This is a genomic window from Flavobacterium psychrolimnae (genome assembly GCF_003312425.1).
Lineage (GTDB): Bacteria > Bacteroidota > Bacteroidia > Flavobacteriales > Flavobacteriaceae > Flavobacterium > Flavobacterium psychrolimnae.
This window is the reverse complement of sequence record NZ_QNUX01000001.1, coordinates 214,482-233,051: the sequence shown is the minus strand read 5'-3', so window position 1 is coordinate 233,051 and position 18,570 is coordinate 214,482. Positions and strand designations below refer to the sequence as shown.

Sequence of the window (18,570 nt, the reverse complement as noted above, 5' to 3'; positions counted from 1 at the left end):
TAAAAGTAATAAAACAGGATTAAATATTTTGTAGTTCCAGTATATAATTATAAGAAAATTAACAATGAATGTTAGTCTCTTCTTGGTCTTCTTGGTCTTGGTGAATCACCAAAGCTTTCAGAACGTCTTGGTGCTCTATCAGACGAACCTTCAGTTCTAGGTCTGTCAGATGAAAAACCACCTTCTCTTCTTGGAGCAGCACTTCTAGAATCGCTTCTTCCGCCAAATCCACCTTCTCTAGGAGCTGAATTTCTGTCGCTTCTGAAACCACCTCCACCAGAACCTTCTCTTCTTGGTGCAAAACTACCTTCTCTTCTTGGAGCTGAACTTCTTCCGCCACCAAAACTTCCACCAGAACTTCTTCCGTTATGGTCACGTCTTCCGCCACCATCGTTTTTAGAAATTTCAACATTGATTCTACGTCCTTCTAATTGTACGTTGTTCAATATTTCCATTACTTTATCAGTATGCTCAGGATCAGTGTTAAAGAAAGAGAAACCTTCTTTTACATCTACTTTGAAAACGTCATCACGACCTAAGTCTAATGTTTCTTTCAAGTAATCTTTCAATGACATCCAATCAAAGTTATCTCTAGAACCTATGTTCACAAAATATCTCGTTGCACCACCATTGTTATTTTCTCTTGGAGCACCATCTCTATCGTCACGCTCACGTCTTTCAGAACCTGAAGCTTGATTAGAAATATCTCTTGTTTTCTTGTAGTAATTGATGAAACGGTTAAATTCAACCGATACCATTTTCTTGATTAATTCTTCTTTCGATAAATCTTCAAGTACGCTATTAATTGCTGGAAGGTAAGTGTCAATTTCATGATCAACTTCCGTATCTTTAATTTTAGTAGCTAAGTGTAATAATTGGATTTCGCAGATTTCAATTCCAGATGGGATTGTTTTTTCTTCGAATTTTTGCTTGATGATTCTTTCAATTGAAGAAATCTTACGCAATTCGCTTTTAGTTACAATTACAATAGATGTTCCTAATTTACCAGCACGACCTGTACGACCTGAACGGTGGTTGTACGTTTCGATTTCGTCAGGTAATTGGTAGTTTACTACGTGAGTAATGTTGTCAACGTCAATTCCACGAGCAGCTACGTCAGTCGCTACAAGCATTTGGATTTGTCTTCCTCTAAAAGATTTCATTACACCGTCACGTTGCGCTTGAGATAAATCTCCGTGCAATGCAGCAGCACTGTATCCATCTTCAACCAGTTTTTCAGCAACAGCTTGCGTATCTCTTTTGGTACGGCAAAAAACTACTGAGAAAATGTCTGGGTTAGAATCAGCTAAACGTTTTAAAGCTTCGTAACGGTCACGTGCATTTACAAGGTAAAATTCGTGAGAAACGGTAGCAGAACCTGAATTTTTAGCTCCAACTGTAATTTCAATTGGATCAGTCATGAATTGTTTTCCAATACGTGCTACTTCAGCAGGCATTGTTGCAGAGAATAACCATGTGTTTTTTTCGTCTGGCGTAGTAGAAAGGATGTTTACGATATCTTCGTAGAAACCCATGTTCAACATTTCGTCAGCTTCGTCAAGAATACAGTAGTTGATTTGAGAAATGTTTACCAAACCTCTATTAATCATGTCTTGCATTCTTCCTGGAGTTGCCACAATAATTTGCGCGCCTCTCTTTATGTCTCTCGCTTGTTCTGTAATGCTAGCTCCACCGTAAACTGCTACCACATTAATACCTTTTTCGTATTTAGAGTAGTTTTTAATTTCGTTGGTAATCTGCAAACAAAGTTCGCGTGTTGGAGATAAAATTAATGCCTGTGTGTTTCTGTTGTTGACATCAATTTTCTGAATAACTGGAAAACCAAAAGCTGCCGTTTTCCCTGTCCCTGTCTGAGCCAACGCAACCATATCTGTATCTTTTTCCAATAATAGGGGAATCGCTTTCTCCTGTACTTCGGTCGGATTTTCAAATCCTAGATCTAAAATCGCCTTCAGTAACGATTCACTCAATCCTAATTGTTCAAATTTATTCATATGTATTTTTAAAATAGGGTGCAAAATTACTGTTTATAATTCATATAAACTAATGCTATTTTAAGATTTAATGATTTATTATAATTTGATTATCAGAAAGTTATGTTTTTGTTTGCAAATTTGAGTTTTCAGTTTAGGCAATTGAGTGTGAAATTATGGCTTGAATTTCAATTTTTTGTTATAAAATGTTGTATTCAATCGTTATTTAGACTTTTTCAAAAAAGCGATCAATTCTTGTGTTGCCTTTCCTCTGTGACTTATTTTATTTTTTACGTCTAATGATAATTGGGCGAATGTTTGAGTAAATCCTTCTGGCTGAAAAATAGGATCGTACCCAAAACCCTGATTTCCAATTTTTTCCAAAGTAATCTCACCTTTTGCAATTCCTGTAAAAAGATGTTGCTCTCCTTTTAAATTTAACGCAATTACGGTTTTAAATTGCGCTGATCTATTATTTTTATCGGATAGATTAACTAATAATTTATCCATATTATCTTCGGAATTACGTTGCTCGCCGGCATAACGTGCGGAGAAAACTCCTGGTTCTCCATCCAAAGCGTCCACTTCGAGTCCGGTGTCATCCGCAAAACAATCAAATCCGTATTTTTCAGTGACATAATTTGCTTTTTGGATTGCATTGCCTTCAATAGTTTCAGCTGTTTCTGGAATATCTTCAAAACAGCCAATGCTCTCCAAACTAACAATGGTTATGGATTCAGGAAGCATGCTTTGTAATTCGTGGATTTTATTTTTATTATTAGAAGCGAAAACGATTTGCATTTTTTTTAGTTTTAATTTTCAAATATACATTTTCTGCTAATTATGGATAGTGCCAAACAGTTTTTTATTTATCCGATCATATATTTTCAGGGTGCTGAAGGGGTAAGTTTCTCAAAATGAGATGAATTACGTTTAAATGAATATATTAAATATTAGTTAAAATATTGATAATCAGTAATTTAAATGTTTTATAATTGTATCTTTGAATGTGGTTTTGATTGATCACTTGAATAATTTACCAGTTTTGTGGTGATAATATTCAGATACTCAATTATACTGAACGGTAGCGTTGATAATGGTAAATCGAAACTAACAATTGGAGGTCTCTCACGAGACCTCCTTTTTTTGCAAAATATTTTCTGAAACTGTTTTAGAAAACACACAGTGTTTAAAAAGCTTCTATGTAATTAAAAATCAGCATGTTAAATATTAGTTAAACTACTATAAATTAGTTTGTTATGTTTAAAATGTTTGTATCTTTGGGTATGGTTTTGGTTTATTGTTGAATATATCCATCTGCAAAGAGAAGAGTATTTAATAGTTAGTAGTGTCGAAAGATATATACCGATAACAACAAACCAAAGTCCATATTTGGAGGCCCTTTAAAAAGGCCTCCTTTTTTGTTTATTTAGCACCCTAAATAACATATTCATATTAAATTTTTATTGAAACAGTTTAGAAATCATGTATTCAGGTTTCTTTTCAAAATCAAATTTTCAAAATCAAATAAAGGAAACAAAAAAACATTAATTTAATAATTTTAAATAAAAGTTAAAATATTGATTTTCAATTAGTTTAATTAAAAATAGTTGTATATTTGAATGTGATTCTGATTAATTACTTGGGATGTTAATCTTATAATGAGATTGATAACTCATAATTGACTCTATCAGTAACGGTATGAGTTAGTATTGGTAAATCAGAATCGACAATTGGAGGACTCTCAAGGTCCTCCTTTTTTTATTGTTAAAATTAAAAATTCCTCTTTATTTAGAAACTGATAGTAATACGTTAATTGTGAGTTAAAGTGTTTATTTTTAATATTTTATGTATTTTAAAATCTTAAATTTACATGTGGTTTTGATTAATTACTTGAGTTATCCATCTTGCAATAAGATCTGGTCATTCAATAATCAGCTATACGTAAAGTATGAGTTGATAATGGTAAATCAGAATCAACAATTGGAGGGCTGTAAAAGTCCTCTTTTTTTTGTTATTTAATTTAATGTTTGGTGACACTTTTTAAGTTATCAGGAAAATATAAATCAGATAAATGAGTAAATTCATCCCCACGCATAAAGATATTGATATCTACTTCAGCGAAGCTTTTTTTACCAGCGGCTGCAAGAAGTTCATTGGCAGAATGTAAAGTATTTTTGTGAAAATGAAAAACGCGTTCCGCTTTATCAGTAACAACTAATCCTTTCATCAACATTTTATTTTGTGTTGCAACTCCCGTAGGGCATTCATTATTGTTGCATCGCAAGGCTTGGATACATCCCAAAGAAAACATAAAACCGCGCGCACTGTTACAAATGTCAGCACCTAGAGCAACTGCTCTTAATATAGAATATCCTGAGATGATTTTGCCACTGCTAATAATGCGGATTTTGTCCCTAATTCCAAAACGGACTAACGTTTTATTTACAAAAATAAGTCCTGGTTCTAATGGCATTCCTACACCATCAGCAAATTCTAGTGGCGCAGCGCCAGTTCCTCCTTCGGCACCATCAACGGTTATGAAATCGGGATAACAGTTTTGCGAAATCATTTCTTGGCAAATCATCTCGAATTCTCTAGTTTCTCCAATGCATAATTTAAAACCAATTGGCTTTCCATTAGACAACTTACGTAATGTTGCTATGAAATCAATTAAACCTTTAGTGTTTTCAAAAGCTGAATGACTTGGTGGCGAAAGAATTGTTGTATGAGGTAAAACACCTCTTATTTTTGCAATTTGTACTGTATTTTTTGCTGCTGGAAGAACACCTCCATGACCTGGTTTTGCGCCTTGCGATAATTTGATTTCTATCATTTTTACTTCTGGCAGATTTGCTTTTTCAGTAAATCTTCCTCCATCAAAACCACCTCTGTCATCGCGGCAACCAAAATATCCGGTTCCTATTTGCCAGCATATATCGCCTCCTTGTTGATGGAATTCAGTTAAGCCTCCTTCTCCGGTATTGTGATAGAATTTTCCTTGCTGTGCACCTTTGTTGAGTGCTACTATTGCATTTTCACTTAATGAACCAAAACTCATTGCCGAAATATTTAATAACGAGGCTGAGTATGGTTGGGTACAATCTGGTCCGCCAATTGTAACCCGAGGAAGTTCTTCATTGACTGTTGACGGGAAAATAGAATGTTTTATTCCTTCATAATTTGGTTCATTCAGATTGAGTTGTGTTCCAAACGGTGTTGTCGAATCAATATTTTTGGCTCTTTGATACACAAGGGAACGTTCGTTTCTTGAAAAAGGTTTGCCGTCAGTGGAGCGCTCTATGAAATATTGTTGAATCTCAGGCGCTATCATTTCAAATAGATACCTGAAATAACCTAAAACAGGAAAATTTCTTAAAATAGCATGTTTGTGCTGCAGAGTATTGGCAAAACCAACGACTAATAGCAAAATTAATAGCAGCATTAGCAGTAGCCCCTTTTGGAAAAAGAAATAAATGACAGCTGTAATAATTAGTGCGGATATTCCGATAAAGAAAAATTTTTGTCTCATTGTAAAAGTTGTTTCAGCCTGTAAAATACTACTATTATTAAATATTTTGGACTTTTATCAGTGTTATTTAAAAGTAATTGTTTTAATTCACCAAAAAATAATTTTTAATTTGGAAGCTATTTCTAAAACCAAAGATTTTTTTTTACCGTATATATTTTGCTTAATCATAAATTATTAAACATGAATCATAAAATATGTAAACAGATTTGTGCTCCTTTGAAATTATTATTTTTTATCCTGTTTTTTTCAAGCACTTATTCACAATATGTATTTAAAACCGATGCAATACCTCAAGAAATTTCTTTGCACAACTACACCAAAATTGTAGATGTAGGGCAAAGAAGTTTGGATATAAAGTATGTTATTGCAAATTATAACATCTTAAATCCTAGAAAACTTCAAACGGATAATGATGATTTAGGTTTTACTCAAAATAATTTTTGGTCGAAAACAGAAATACAGAATCCTACGAATTTTAAAATGAATTATTATCTGGAAACGGCCCGGCCAATAACAGATATAGTAGAATTGTATATCGTGGATGTTGTTTCAGGTAAAATAACGACCAAGATTAGTGGTGATAATCTGGATTATTCTAAACGTAGTTTTGATAATCGCAAAACTATTTTTAAAATTAAAATAGAACCAAAAGACAATCTGCAATTATTTCTACATCTCAAAAGCGATGGTGAAGTAATAAAAATTCCTGTAAAGCTATATTCTGCGGAAGGTTTCATGGAAATTATTTCAAATGAGCAGCTGTTTTTTGGCATTTTTTATGGGATTTTAATTATTGCAGCGATTATTTATTTTTTCTTCTTTTTTGCCTTAAAGGAAAAGATATTCTTATATTATAGTTTGTATGTTTTATTTGTAGGTTTATTGCAATTTGCTTTAGATGGTTTTTTCTATAAATATGTTACTCCATTTGCGGGATGGTTTTCGAACCACAGTGTATTATTTATTGCAATAATTGCTGTCTTTTTGTCGGGTAAATACAGCGAACTGTATTTAAAAGTTAAAGTAAACAGCAAGAAAATTTATCTGCTGTTTAATACAGCTTACGTGTTATTATTTTTCTTACTGTTTTGCATCATTTTTATTCCATCAATTTTGCTGTTTTCTTATATTTCAATCAATGTGCTTACACTGGTGTTTTTGCTGTTGATTGTTTATACGATAATATACCTTTATTACAAAAAAAAGCCGGTTGATTCTTTTTTTACTGCTGGTATTTCATTTCTAATTATAGGATTCGGAATATTTATTTTATATAATTTTGGATTATTGCCTAACAATTTTTTTACCCAAAACAGTTCTAAAATAGGAACAGGTTTAGAAGTTATCTTTCTTTCACTTTCGATGTCTAATTTAATTAGAAATTTGAAAAATGAGAAAGATGAACTTAATCGTTTGGCTTTAATTCGATCACAGGAAATGAATGAATTAAAATCTTATTTCTTGTCTAATATTAGTCATGAATTGCGAACGCCACTGAACGCAATAATGAATTTAATTGATTCTATTTCTAATGAAGTTCAGGATGATAAAATCAGAAAAAATTGCCAAATCATAAAATATTCTTCTCATAGTTTATTGAGTTCTGTTAATGATATCTTGGACTTTTCTAAAATTGAGAAAGGAGAATTAAAATTGGAAAAAAAACAATTTGATCCTGAACGCGTTTTGGAAAATTTAAAGAATAATGCCACCAATATTGCTAAAGAAAAAGGATTAAAATTTGAGTTTTCCAAATCAGATGCAATTCCAGATTTTTTAATTGGAGATGTTGTACGACTTCATCAGATTATTAATAATGTGTTGAATAATGCCATTAAATTCACTTCGACAGGATTTGTAAATTTTAATGTTGATAGTGAACTTAAACCTAACAATAAAGCCAGTTTAATTTTGACAGTTTCTGATTCAGGTGTTGGAATTTCAAAAGACAAAATGGAGCGTATTTTTGATTCTTTTTCTCAGAATAATATTGACAATAAGCGAAAATTTGGCGGTCTTGGATTAGGTCTTTACATCGTAAAAACTTTGGTCGATATGCAAAACGGAACCATTGAAATGGAAAGTAATCTCAATGAAGGGACAACTTGCGTTATTACAATTGATTTTGATATAGCAGCGGAGCAGAAAAAAATTGAGCCGGCTAAACCGGTTATTTATGATTTGGAAGGAAAATCTATTTTAGTAGTTGAAGACAATCCAATCAACCAAATGGTGATAAAAATGATTACCAAAAAATGGTTGAATACCAGCGTTATGTATGTTAATAATGGTCAAGAAGCATTGGAAGCTATGAAAATAAATCAATTTGATATTGTATTAATGGACTTGCAAATGCCTATTATGGATGGTTACGAAGCGACAATTGCCATTAGAAAAGGTGAAGCAGGTGTGCAAAATACTAACATTCCAATTATTGCAGTTACTGCTGATGTTATGGAAACCACTAAAAATCGTGTCAAAGAAATTGGGATGAATGATTATTTGTCTAAACCAATTAAGAAAGAAACTTTATATGAAATAGTTAAAAGATTAGTCTAGTGTTTCCAAGTGTAATTTTTTCAAAAAATTTATTGTTTTAATTGGCCTAATGTATTTAATGTCTGTGTTAATTCTGCCGGTTTGCAGGTTCCTATTAGCAATTTTTCATTGGTGTTAAATTCAAGTTGGAGTCCTTTGTTGCCCGAAACATTGTAGGCTTTTCCATTACCAAACAAATTGAATCGGATGCCCCAGCCGCCGTATTCTGAGATTGCAGCATATTGTCTGACGAATGATTTTGAAATTGTATTCCAAGCATACTTTTTGAAACTTAAATGAAACGGAAAAAAACGCACGTAAATCCCATCTCTTTTGATAATAGTGTCTAGACGAAAACTAACAAAAAGCAATGTAATTAATGCTGTTAATCCTGCCGTGAGTAGTAGTCCCGTTTCGCTCATTGGTTTATCACCAAACTGCTGACCGTTGATGACTTGTTTGTATACTCCAAAAAGAAATAGTGCGTTTATTCCAATTATAATCATCCAAACCCACCACTGTTTAAAACGTTGTCTTTCGCTAAATAAAATTTCGTTGTCCATTTGTGTTTTTTTATCCTTGTTTTAAGGTAATCTAGCCTGTATATTAACTAAAATGCAATCGCACATAAACGTGTTTAATTCCTTTTTTATCAGAATCTCTTTCATCGATTTCTAATATATCAGTCAATGATTTGAGCATAGGAGTAAGTTTAGAAAAACCATAATTTCTTGGATCGAATTCTGGTTTTCTCTTTACAATCATGTTTCCCACATCCCCAAGAAATGCCCAGCCGTCATCATCACAGATGTCTTCAATAGAGGTTTCAATAAGCTCTATTGTATCTGAATCTATTTTGTTTAATGACTTTTCGACGGGTTTTTCAATAGGTTTCCCAACAGGTTTTTTAGTGTCTGAAGTACGTTTTTTTGCTTTTTTCTTAATGGCGCCATCTAAAACTTCGATGTAGATGAAACGGTCGCAAGCTACAATGAATGAGTTTGGTGTTTTTTGTTCGCCTATTCCAATGACTTTCATTCCGGATTCTCTCAATCTGATGGCTAAACGTGTAAAATCAGAATCACTGGAAACAATACAAAAACCATCTACTTTATCAGAATACAATAAATCCATGGCGTCAATAATCATCGCGGAATCCGAAGAGTTTTTCCCAACCGTATAGCTGTATTGTTGAATAGGAGTAATGGCGTGTTCCAGCAAAACACTTTTCCAGCCACCAGCATTTGGTTTAGTCCAATCGGCGTAAATCCGTTTGGTGGTTGGTGTACCAAATTTAGCAATTTCTTCCATCATCCCTTTTACATTGCTGTATGGAACGTTGTCAGCATCAATGAGAACGGCTAATTTTAATTCTATAGTATCTTGTGACATTTTGTAATGTTATTAATTTTCGTACTTGAAAGGTACAGATTATTCTTTTGAATTGTATTTTTTTATTTTTTGGATGCTAAATCTTTAATGGAAATTTCATTTATACGAACATCTTTCAGTACTGCTTCTCCATTTTTTACAGCCACTAAAGCATACGTTTCGTTTTTCTTTTTGATAGAGAATTCCTGATAGATTTTCTCGGCTTTTTGCGCAATATCTTCATTCATATAATACCGATTGAAAGGAAAGTCAATTATTATTTTGGAGTTTGGATATCCTAAACTAATTTTCGTTTTAATATACGATTCGTTATTTTTTGGTCTAATTTTAGAAATAGAACTGACTTTGGCGAACCCATTTTTGTCAGTATTGAGTGTTGCAAAAACCGTTTCACCATTCCGCCATTTAATATTGTTTTGCACCGTGATTTCTCTTTCTTTAAAAAATAAAGTAATGTATTTCCCTCTAAACGGATCGTAAGGATCTATTGGAGCCGTCTGGAATTTGAATTCGGTTCCAGTTTTCATGATATCTTCCTGATGGAATATCATTTGCAATGGAACGTAAAATTGAGCGATAACAACCAATATGAAAATTAGGATTGTGATTTTCTTATTTTTCATTTCTATTTCTTTTTTTAAGGATGAAATAATTAGCTAAGAAGAATCCTAAACCAATCGTTATAAATAGAATCCCTCGAATGACGAAACTTAAATCCGTATCGAAAAAACGACACGTAATAAGAATAGTAATAAGGAGTAATCCAAAATTCAATATTCCCAGATGATTTAATTTAATACCTCGTTTGACGTCGAAGATGCCAATGAATAATACGATTGCATTGGCGACTATTGAAAACTCATAGCCACTAATAAGAGGAAATATGTTCATCAAGAATACAAGTTCTAAAAGATAAATTTCCTTAAAATTTGTTTGGTTGTTCTTCTTGTAAAAGAAAAAAGCAGCGATTAATGTAAGTACAAAGGCAGTTATGAATTCTATCGAAAGCAATGTTTCTGAAATTGAATCCGTTTTGTAAAAAGATTTATCCCAAAACCATTTAAAACTATACAGCAATAACAGATAAAGTATTCCTAGTTTTCCAATAATCAAAAAGCTGTTGTTTTTTAATTTCTGCTGGTCAAAAAATTGCGTTTTACCAATAAAATAAAAAATCGTGAACAAACTCATGTAGCTAAAATGCATTAAATGTCCATTTTTATGGGCAATCGTGCCGAGGCAAATTACAATTGATACAGCAATAAACCAGTTGTGAAACAGTGTAAAATTGCTTAAAGCTTTGGTTTTTATCAGCTGATAATAATGCGGAGCTATTCCTAAAAGCAGTAACCAATACAAAAAAGAATGAGTACTTGGATAGGTAAAGTAATTAGCATTACAGCCATAATACGTAATTCCTGCAATATATAAAAGTGAAACTATAGAGGATTGAAGCAGATAAACCAGCGGTAAACTCAATAGCATCCAAGAAATAATAAAGGAATTAATATCTCCCGGAATATTATAAACCTGAGCGACTAATGAAATGCTTGCGCCAATGGCAAAGAATAAAAAAACGGACGAAGTTTCTTTCCAAACAGTGCTTTCAGATTTTTTTAAAATAGAATAACCACATAATAATTGACCTATAAGAAGCGGAAGGAACGACAGGATTATTTTAATTAATCGGGAAAGATTGTCCCAATTGTGAGCGAAAACAAGAATAATTCCAAGTCCAACAAGTATAGCTCCCAAAATTCCAAAAATAGAAGAGAGTCTGTTGTGATTTTCTTCTTTTTTTTGGTGGAAATATTCGCGTATTTTTTCGGCGGTTTCTGTAGTCACTACATTCGCTTGAAGTAGTTCTTCCAGTTCATTTGTTATTTTGTCAGACATAAACTATGTTTCTATGAATCAAATATACAATGTTTATCATTGAAAACGACTCGAAGCTTCCGCTTTAGTATAATCCTTTTTAAGTATCATTAGTTCATTTTGTATTGTCATGTAAAGAAATCACGCACTATTTCAGAGTCTCAATAATCATATATTATGTAGCATAAATTAGTTCCAGAGAGACAATAACATAAAGCCTGAAAAATAAATTTGCTTTCAAGTCCATTATAAAATTTAAATAATTATTTTTGCAACTTCTTAAAATTAAAATTATTACTTGATATATTATGGTAAAAGATTTATTCGAAAGGATTCAAAACAATAAAGGACCATTAGGAAAATGGGCTTCACAAGCTGAAGGTTATTTTGTTTTTCCTAAATTGGAAGGTGAGTTGGGTCCAAGAATGCAGTTTGGTGGAAAAGATATTTTGAATTGGAGTTTGAATGACTATTTAGGTCTTGCTAATCACCCGGAAGTGCGTAAGGCAGATACGGAAGCAGCAGCACAATACGGTGCAGCTTACCCAATGGGAGCGCGTATGATGAGTGGTCACACTAAATATCATGAGCAATTAGAGAATGAATTGGCTGCTTTTGTAATGAAAGAGTCGGCATATTTATTGAATTTTGGATACCAAGGAATTATGTCAACAATTGACGCTTTGGTTACTAAAAATGATGTAATTGTATATGATGTAGATGCTCATGCTTGTATTATTGATGGTGTTCGTTTGCACATGGGGAAACGTTTTACATACCGTCATAATGATCTTGCCAGTATGGAAAAAAACTTGGAACGTGCTACAAAATTAGCTGAAGTAACTGGAGGAGGAATTCTTTTTATTACAGAAGGTGTTTTTGGAATGCGTGGACAACAAGGAAAATTGAAGGAAATTGTTGCCATGAAGGAAAAATTTAATTTCCGTTTGTTGGTTGATGATGCGCATGGTTTTGGAACCCTAGGAAAAACCGGTGCCGGAGCAGGTGAGGAGCAAGGTTGTCAAGATGGAATTGATGTTTATTTCTCTACTTTTGCAAAATCTATGGCTAACATTGGTGCATTTATAGCAGCTGATAAAGACATTATTGATTATTTGAAATACAATTTACGTTCTCAAATGTTTGCAAAAGCATTGCCAATGATTCAAACAATTGGATCTTTGAAACGATTAGAATTGTTGCGTAATCACCCAGAATTAAAAGATAAATTATGGGAAAATGTAAATGCGTTGCAAAACGGATTGAGAGAACGTAATTTCAATATTGGAGATACAAATACTTGCGTAACTCCAGTTTACCTTGAAGGAAGTGTACCAGAAGCAATGATTATGGTAAATGATTTAAGAGAAAATTACGGTATTTTCTTATCGATCGTAATTTATCCTGTAATTCCAAAAGGAATTATCTTGTTGAGAATGATTCCTACAACGTCTCATACTTTATCAGATGTTAATGAAACATTAACTGCTTTTGAAGCAATTCGTGAGAAACTTGAAAATGGAACGTACAAAGAAATCGCAAGCAGAACTACGGTTGATTTAGACGCATAGTTTTCTGCTTAATTTAATATCGAAAATCCATCAGCTTTTGTTGATGGATTTTTTTTGGATTCAATCCAAATAATAAAACAGTATATTTATTAAATCAATAGTAAAACAAAAAATTATGAAAAAGATAATTGTATCAGGTCTAGTGTTAATGAGTGTTCTGGTTTCGTGTAAAAAAGAAGAAGAGAAACAAGTGGAAACAATACCAGATGCATTGGAAAAAATAGTTGTTGAAGAACAGGTTTCCGATGAATGTTACAGCGGTAGTATTAAAAAAGATACTATTTTGATGAATTTGACTATCAAAGGGAACGAAGTAACATTGGGAAATTGAGTTATAAATTCTATGAGAAAGATAAAAATCAAGGAACACTTGTTGGGGAACTGAAAGGTGATACGCTTATTGCAGATTACACTTTTATGTCTGAGGGCGTTTCATCCGTTCGTCAAGTTGCTTTCTTGAAAAAAGGAAATACGTATGTTGAAGGTTATGGCGATGTTGTTGATGATAATAAAGGCAAAGTGACTTTTAAAGATAAAAAACAATTAAAATTTGATGGAAATGTAGTTTTGTCAAAAGTAGATTGTAAAATGTGATTGTATTAAAAACATTTTATAAAAAAACTAAGAAAATCCATCAGCACAACGTTGATGGATTTTTTAGTTTTTTTATAAAATGTAATTTCTTTACAATTCTTTTCTATAAGTACATCGTCGTTTGTGAATTTGTGGATCAAAATGTTTCCATAAATTGATGCTTGCTGCATTATCAGCTAATTCAGGAGTTCTGAAACAATTTATAATTCCTTTTTCTCTGAAAGTTTCGTAATATTCTTTAAATATAATGGCTGTAACAGCTTTATTTTGGTATTCTGGCAATACACCAATAAGGTAAAAAATCACGTCCTTACTTTGTTTTTTAGCTCTCAGCAAATGAAGGAATCCAAACGGGAATAATTTTCCTTTTGCCTTTTGTATCGCCTCTGAAAAGGAAGGCATTACAATGCTGAAAGCAACTATATTATGGTCTTTGTCTTCCACAAATTTGATAAACTCAGGATTTATGAAACTGATGTATTTCTTCTTGAAATATTCTTTTTGCGTGTCTGAAATAGCTACAAACGAAGATAAGGAAGCATAAGACTTATTGAATAAATCAAACATTTTATCTACATGTGGCATTACTTCTTTGGTGGTTTTAAAATTAAGCGGGCTTAATTGATACCTTCTTTTTACCAAATCATTTGCCTTTTCAAAAAATTCTGGTTTTACGTTTGAAAAAGGAAATTTACTTTCAATATATTCTTTTTCTTTAACATAACCCAATTGTTCAAAATGAGTTGCATAATACGGATTATTGTACCACGTAATCATCGTTCCCATCTCATCAAAACCTTCGGTAAGCACACCAACTTTATCCAAGTTTGAAAATCCCATTGGACCTTCAACATATTCTAAATTATTTTTTCGACCTAATTCATAAACTTTTTCTAAAAGTGCTTTTGTCACTTCAATATCATCTACAACATCAAACCAGCCAAAACGAACTTTCATTTTTTGTTGGTCTTTTACTTCACTCCAGTTGATTATTGCAGCAATTCTTCCTACTATTTCGTTATTTCTTTTAGCTACGTAAAAATACGCTTCAGCAGTTTCGAAAGCGGGATTTTTAGTTTTATCAAATCCTTCAACTTCTTCTCCAATTAGTGGCGGAACCCAGTTTTTATTGTTTTTGTATAGTGAAAAAGGGAATTTGACAAATTCAGTTAATTCACTTTTTGTTTTTGCTTCTTGTATTGTAATCATTCTTTTTTTGAAATTCTATGTTTATCCTTTTTTAGTCTTTTTTGCTCTTTTCTCGGCTTTCTTTCCAGAATCACCGGAGTCTATATTTATGCGTACTTCTTTATAATTAGCATCGTAACGCCATGAAAATCCAATTCCGCCATACAGAGCAGAAGGTGTGTCTTTCAAACTTGTACTAATCGAAGCGTCAATTTGCATGTCTTTATTCAATAAATAAGCGGCGCCTCCTCTAACAATTGCATCGCTGTAAAAATCACTTTTAAAGCCTTGATTTTCCACGAAACCGGACCATTTATCATTAAATCCTCGGGTTAATGTTAAGACATATCCATAACTAGGAAAATCAGTGGTTATATAATCAGCTATGATATTAGTTACAAAAACCCATCTTCCGTCACCCAAATGGTTTTGCGTTATCAGTATTATTTTTGGGGAGATACTGGATTCCGCAGAAAAGGAATACGGATTGTCTGCCATGGTGAAATTGGCTCCGGCAAAAACAGAAACTGCTGGAACTAGTTGGCGCCAATTAAAAGCTCTGTTGGCTTTCCAGCTGTAAATATTTACTTTTTTTTCGTAATTTTTAAAAGGATCGTAAATCAAATATTTAGCTCCTAGAACGGTTTGCTTGAAGTCTGCTCTTTTTGAACTATTGAATAAGTTGGTGTATTTCTCGTTTTGGTATTGTATGTCGGCAATCAATTCTAATTTCTCCATAAATAATCCCCATCGTAAGGTGGCGTCAATTCCAAAACCATTGGCATCATAATTCAACAAACTATGATTTTGTTTGATACCATAAACGCCTGTTTCTATCTGGATTACTGATTTTCCAACTGCGAAAGCCGACATCGTTTCTCCAGGTCTGTTCGAATTTATTTGATCAGTATGTTGGCCATAATGAATACCAGGAATCATTAAAACTGCAGCGATAAGTAAGATTTTGATTTTGGACATATTATTTTTTTTGAGTTAAAAAGTAATAACGCTTTTCAAATGTACTATATTTTATTATTTATTTAAGAGAGATATTTTAATTTTGAACGGTTGATTTATTAATTTTGGAAAAAATTACACTTATATGCAAACAGCTTCTTTCATTGGTTTTATAAAAGCAATATTTTATATGATCGCTTTCTACTATATTTTCAGATTTTTAGCGAAATTGTTTTTGCCATTAATAGTTAAAAAAGTAGTCGAAAAAGCAGGTGAAAATATGCAGAAGCAACAGCAATATGCGCAAGACAATACTTGGAAAAAAACACAAAGTAAGGATGAAGTAATATACAATACCGCAAATGCTAAAAACCCACGCGAAACCAAAAAAGTGGGAGATTACGTTGATTACGAAGAAATAGATTAAATTTGTCGTTATTTGCAGTTTTTTTATTCTAATCCAAACTTTTTTAAATTGAAAATAATAAATAAGTTCTATCCGCACGCCCTTGCCATACTTGGTTTTGTATTCGTTTCTGTTCTTTATTTTTATCCTGTATTACAAGGAAAACAAATTTTTCAATCGGATATTATGCAATATACCGGAATGGCTAAAGAGCAAAATGACTTTAGAGCCACGGATCATATAGAACCTTATTGGACTAATTCAGCTTTTGGTGGAATGCCAACGTACCAATTAGGAGCAAAGTACCCACACGATTACATTGGCGCTTTAGATGATGCATTGCGATTTTTACCGCGTCCTGCAGATTATTTATTCTTGTATTTTCTCGGGTTTTATGGTTTGATGCTGGTTTTAAAAGTCGACCCTTTGAAAGCCTTTTTTGGAGCATTGGCTTTTGGTTTATCTACTTATTTAATAATCATTCTCGGCGTTGGTCATAATGCTAAAGCGCATGCTATTGCTTATATGCCGCTTGTTATTGCCGGATTTATTCTGGTTTTTCAAAAAAAATATATTCTGGGAGGTTTGATTACACTTTTTGCGACAGCACTGGAAATCAATGCGAATCACTTCCAAATGACATATTATTTATTAATTTTCCTATTGATTCTTTCTGGGTATTTTATCTATCAGCAAATCAAAGAAAAGGAATATAAATCGCTGTTGTATTCTTTTGGGACGTTAGCCATAGCAGGAATTTTTGCTCTTGGTGCAAATGCGACTAATTTATTGGCCACAGCGGAATATGCAGATTTCAGTACACGTGGAAAAAGCGAATTGAGTTTTAATCCTGATGGTTCAAAAAATACAAACAGCAGTGCGCTGACGCATGATTACATCACGGAATACAGCTATGGAATAACCGAAAGTTTCAATCTTATAGCACCTCGACTATTTGGTGGTTCTAATAATGAAGCTGTAGGGAGGAATAGCAATATGTTCGAATTTATGATTGGTCAGGGCGTTCCGGAAGACCAAGCTGTTGATTTTGTTTCAGGAATGCCAACTTACTGGGGCGATCAGCCAATAGTTGCGGCTCCGGCGTATATAGGAGTGGTGGTTTTCTTTTTGGGAATCTTGGCTTTATTCATCGATAAACGCAAAATAAAATATGTATTTCTTTCGGGAGCTGTCGTTGCATTAGTACTTTCATGGGGGAAAAATTTCCCTTTATTGACAGACTTCTTTATCGATTATGTTCCAATGTACAATAAATTCAGAGCGGTATCTTCCATCCAAGTTATACTTGAATTGTGTTTTCCAGTTTTGGCTATTATGGGATTACAGTCTTTCTTTCAATTGGATAAAAAATTACAATGGAAAGCCTTGTATGAAACAGCTATTTTGGGTTTTGGAATCATTGTAATCTTGTTTTTTAGCAAAAGTTTGTTCAGTTTTTCTGGTGGAAATGATGCTTATTTTCAAGAAACGTACGGTCCGGATTTTGTAAATGCATTAAAACAAGACAGGATGAGTTTGTATAGCGCTGATTTATTGCGCTCCGCTTTTTTTATCTTGGTAACTGCAGGAGTTTTGTGGTTAGCAATCAAGGACAGATTTGCCCAAAATACGGCTATTATAATCGTAGGATTATTGATGGTTTCCGATTTGTTTTTTGTAGATAAAAACTATGTTTCAGGTAAAGATTTTGTTAGCGGAAGTCAAGTTGAGGTGCCTTTTCAAGAGTCACCTTCTGATGTTGAGATTCTAAAAGACACCTCCCATTATAGAGTATTTGAGGTTTCAGGGAATTTATCCAGTGCTAGAGCTTCTTATTTTCATAAATCAATTGGTGGCTACAGTGCCGTAAAACCAAGAAGAATGCAGCAATTATTTGATTACCAAATTGCCAATAACAATATGGAAATCCTTAATATGCTGGACGTAAAATATGTGATTCAAACCAATAAAGAAGGAAAAGAATTTCCAACTTCAAACCCAAATGCCAACGGAAATGCTTGGTTTGTAAGCCAAGTACGATTAGTCAATTCTGCTGACGAAGAGATGAAAGCGTTGGATAGTTTGGATTCTAAAAATGAGGCAGTTGTAAACAGTAAAGATTTTGAAATTAAAAATACTGCTTTCGCCAAAGACAGTTCAGCGACTATAACTTTAGAAAATTATAAACCTAATTATTTAAAATATACTTCGGAAAACGCAAAAGAAGGTTTAGCCGTTTTCTCCGAAATGTATTATGGAAAAGGCTGGAATGCGTATATCGATGGTAAAAAATCAGATCACATTAGAGTGGATTATGTTTTAAGAGGATTGCAAATCCCGGCAGGAAAACACACGATAGAATTTAAGTTTGAACCACAAGTCGTAAAAACCGGAAGCACCATAACGTTGATTAGCTCCATAGGAATGTTGTTACTTTTAGCAGGCGGGATTTATTTCGAAAGGAAGAAAAAGATTTAAGATTGTTGATTAACGAATTTTGATTTTTGATTTTAAATTATCCTA

At 32.9% G+C, this 18,570-nt stretch carries 15 protein-coding genes; 6 read left to right on the top strand and 9 right to left on the bottom strand.

Annotated features, from left to right (window positions below; genetic code table 11):
• Nucleotides 1-71: 71 nt before the first annotated feature.
• The 3 genes from DR980_RS00985 to DR980_RS00975 form a co-directional block, all read right to left on the bottom strand.
• On the bottom strand, nucleotides 72-2,015 hold the full coding sequence (locus tag DR980_RS00985; protein ID WP_113633401.1) for a DEAD/DEAH box helicase: 1,944 nt from the start codon (nucleotides 2,013-2,015) through the stop codon (nucleotides 72-74).
• A 201-nt stretch (nucleotides 2,016-2,216) separates the two neighbouring features.
• A complete protein-coding gene (locus DR980_RS00980) occupies nucleotides 2,217-2,795 on the bottom strand; it encodes a non-canonical purine NTP diphosphatase (RefSeq protein WP_113633400.1) in 579 nt (192 codons plus the stop codon).
• Between the two features lie 1,222 nt (nucleotides 2,796-4,017).
• Entirely contained in the window at nucleotides 4,018-5,526 is a 1,509-nt protein-coding gene (locus tag DR980_RS00975; protein ID WP_113633399.1) for an FMN-binding glutamate synthase family protein, read from the bottom strand.
• A 180-nt stretch (nucleotides 5,527-5,706) separates the two neighbouring features.
• Between DR980_RS00975 and DR980_RS00970 the strand changes: the two genes are divergently transcribed.
• Nucleotides 5,707-8,085, top strand: coding sequence for a hybrid sensor histidine kinase/response regulator (locus tag DR980_RS00970; protein ID WP_113633398.1), 2,379 nt, complete (start codon nucleotides 5,707-5,709; stop codon nucleotides 8,083-8,085).
• 29 nt (nucleotides 8,086-8,114) lie between these two features.
• Here DR980_RS00970 and DR980_RS00965 read toward each other — a convergent pair whose 3' ends face one another.
• From DR980_RS00965 to DR980_RS00950, 4 genes are all read right to left on the bottom strand, one after another.
• Nucleotides 8,115-8,627, bottom strand: a complete 513-nt coding sequence (locus DR980_RS00965) for a hypothetical protein (protein ID WP_113633397.1) — start codon at nucleotides 8,625-8,627, stop codon at nucleotides 8,115-8,117.
• Between the two features lie 43 nt (nucleotides 8,628-8,670).
• A complete protein-coding gene (locus DR980_RS00960; protein WP_113633396.1) occupies nucleotides 8,671-9,456 on the bottom strand; it encodes an NYN domain-containing protein in 786 nt (261 codons plus the stop codon).
• Nucleotides 9,457-9,518: 62 nt separating this feature from the next.
• Nucleotides 9,519-10,079, bottom strand: coding sequence for a GDYXXLXY domain-containing protein (locus DR980_RS00955; RefSeq protein WP_113633395.1), 561 nt, complete (start codon nucleotides 10,077-10,079; stop codon nucleotides 9,519-9,521).
• Entirely contained in the window at nucleotides 10,069-11,352 is a 1,284-nt protein-coding gene (locus tag DR980_RS00950) for a DUF2157 domain-containing protein (RefSeq protein WP_113633394.1), read from the bottom strand. Before DR980_RS00950 ends, DR980_RS00955 begins: the two co-directional genes overlap by 11 nt.
• A gap of 287 nt (nucleotides 11,353-11,639) precedes the next feature.
• Here DR980_RS00950 and DR980_RS00945 point away from each other — a divergent pair, with 287 nt between their 5' ends.
• The 3 genes from DR980_RS00945 to DR980_RS16450 all read left to right on the top strand — a co-directional run bounded on the left by DR980_RS00945 (nucleotide 11,640) and on the right by DR980_RS16450 (nucleotide 13,496).
• Nucleotides 11,640-12,902 carry an aminotransferase class I/II-fold pyridoxal phosphate-dependent enzyme gene (locus DR980_RS00945; protein ID WP_113633393.1) on the top strand — a complete coding sequence of 421 codons (1,263 nt, stop codon included), beginning with the start codon at nucleotides 11,640-11,642 and terminating at the stop codon, nucleotides 12,900-12,902.
• Between the two features lie 115 nt (nucleotides 12,903-13,017).
• Nucleotides 13,018-13,233 (top strand): hypothetical protein, encoded by a 216-nt coding sequence (locus DR980_RS16455; RefSeq protein ID WP_244199230.1) that lies wholly within the window; start codon nucleotides 13,018-13,020, stop codon nucleotides 13,231-13,233.
• Entirely contained in the window at nucleotides 13,230-13,496 is a 267-nt protein-coding gene (locus tag DR980_RS16450; protein ID WP_244199229.1) for a hypothetical protein, read from the top strand. The genes DR980_RS16455 and DR980_RS16450 overlap by 4 nt, the downstream gene beginning before the upstream one ends.
• Before the next feature lie 90 nt (nucleotides 13,497-13,586).
• Here DR980_RS16450 and DR980_RS00935 read toward each other — a convergent pair whose 3' ends face one another.
• A complete protein-coding gene (locus tag DR980_RS00935) occupies nucleotides 13,587-14,705 on the bottom strand; it encodes a GTP cyclohydrolase (protein WP_113633392.1) in 1,119 nt (372 codons plus the stop codon).
• Between the two features lie 21 nt (nucleotides 14,706-14,726).
• A complete protein-coding gene (locus DR980_RS00930) occupies nucleotides 14,727-15,662 on the bottom strand; it encodes a transporter (RefSeq protein ID WP_167400515.1) in 936 nt (311 codons plus the stop codon).
• Between the two features lie 124 nt (nucleotides 15,663-15,786).
• Between DR980_RS00930 and DR980_RS00925 the strand changes: the two genes are divergently transcribed.
• Both DR980_RS00925 and DR980_RS00920 read left to right on the top strand, forming a co-directional pair.
• On the top strand, nucleotides 15,787-16,068 hold the full coding sequence (locus DR980_RS00925) for a DUF4834 family protein (protein WP_113633391.1): 282 nt from the start codon (nucleotides 15,787-15,789) through the stop codon (nucleotides 16,066-16,068).
• Nucleotides 16,069-16,116: 48 nt separating this feature from the next.
• Nucleotides 16,117-18,525 carry a YfhO family protein gene (locus DR980_RS00920; protein WP_113633390.1) on the top strand — a complete coding sequence of 803 codons (2,409 nt, stop codon included), beginning with the start codon at nucleotides 16,117-16,119 and terminating at the stop codon, nucleotides 18,523-18,525.
• The last annotated feature ends 45 nt before the right edge of the window (nucleotides 18,526-18,570 follow it).

Coding starts and splice junctions, on each gene's coding strand:
- DR980_RS00985 (WP_113633401.1), bottom strand. CDS start 2,015: ATGAATAAATTTGAACAATTAGGATTGAGTGAATCGTTACTGAAGGCG.
- DR980_RS00980 (WP_113633400.1), bottom strand. CDS start 2,795: ATGCAAATCGTTTTCGCTTCTAATAATAAAAATAAAATCCACGAATTA.
- DR980_RS00975 (WP_113633399.1), bottom strand. CDS start 5,526: ATGAGACAAAAATTTTTCTTTATCGGAATATCCGCACTAATTATTACA.
- DR980_RS00970 (WP_113633398.1), top strand. CDS start 5,707: ATGAATCATAAAATATGTAAACAGATTTGTGCTCCTTTGAAATTATTA.
- DR980_RS00965 (WP_113633397.1), bottom strand. CDS start 8,627: ATGGACAACGAAATTTTATTTAGCGAAAGACAACGTTTTAAACAGTGG.
- DR980_RS00960 (WP_113633396.1), bottom strand. CDS start 9,456: ATGTCACAAGATACTATAGAATTAAAATTAGCCGTTCTCATTGATGCT.
- DR980_RS00955 (WP_113633395.1), bottom strand. CDS start 10,079: ATGAAAAATAAGAAAATCACAATCCTAATTTTCATATTGGTTGTTATC.
- DR980_RS00950 (WP_113633394.1), bottom strand. CDS start 11,352: ATGTCTGACAAAATAACAAATGAACTGGAAGAACTACTTCAAGCGAAT.
- DR980_RS00945 (WP_113633393.1), top strand. CDS start 11,640: ATGGTAAAAGATTTATTCGAAAGGATTCAAAACAATAAAGGACCATTA.
- DR980_RS16455 (WP_244199230.1), top strand. CDS start 13,018: ATGAAAAAGATAATTGTATCAGGTCTAGTGTTAATGAGTGTTCTGGTT.
- DR980_RS00935 (WP_113633392.1), bottom strand. CDS start 14,705: ATGATTACAATACAAGAAGCAAAAACAAAAAGTGAATTAACTGAATTT.
- DR980_RS00930 (WP_167400515.1), bottom strand. CDS start 15,662: ATGTCCAAAATCAAAATCTTACTTATCGCTGCAGTTTTAATGATTCCT.
- DR980_RS00925 (WP_113633391.1), top strand. CDS start 15,787: ATGCAAACAGCTTCTTTCATTGGTTTTATAAAAGCAATATTTTATATG.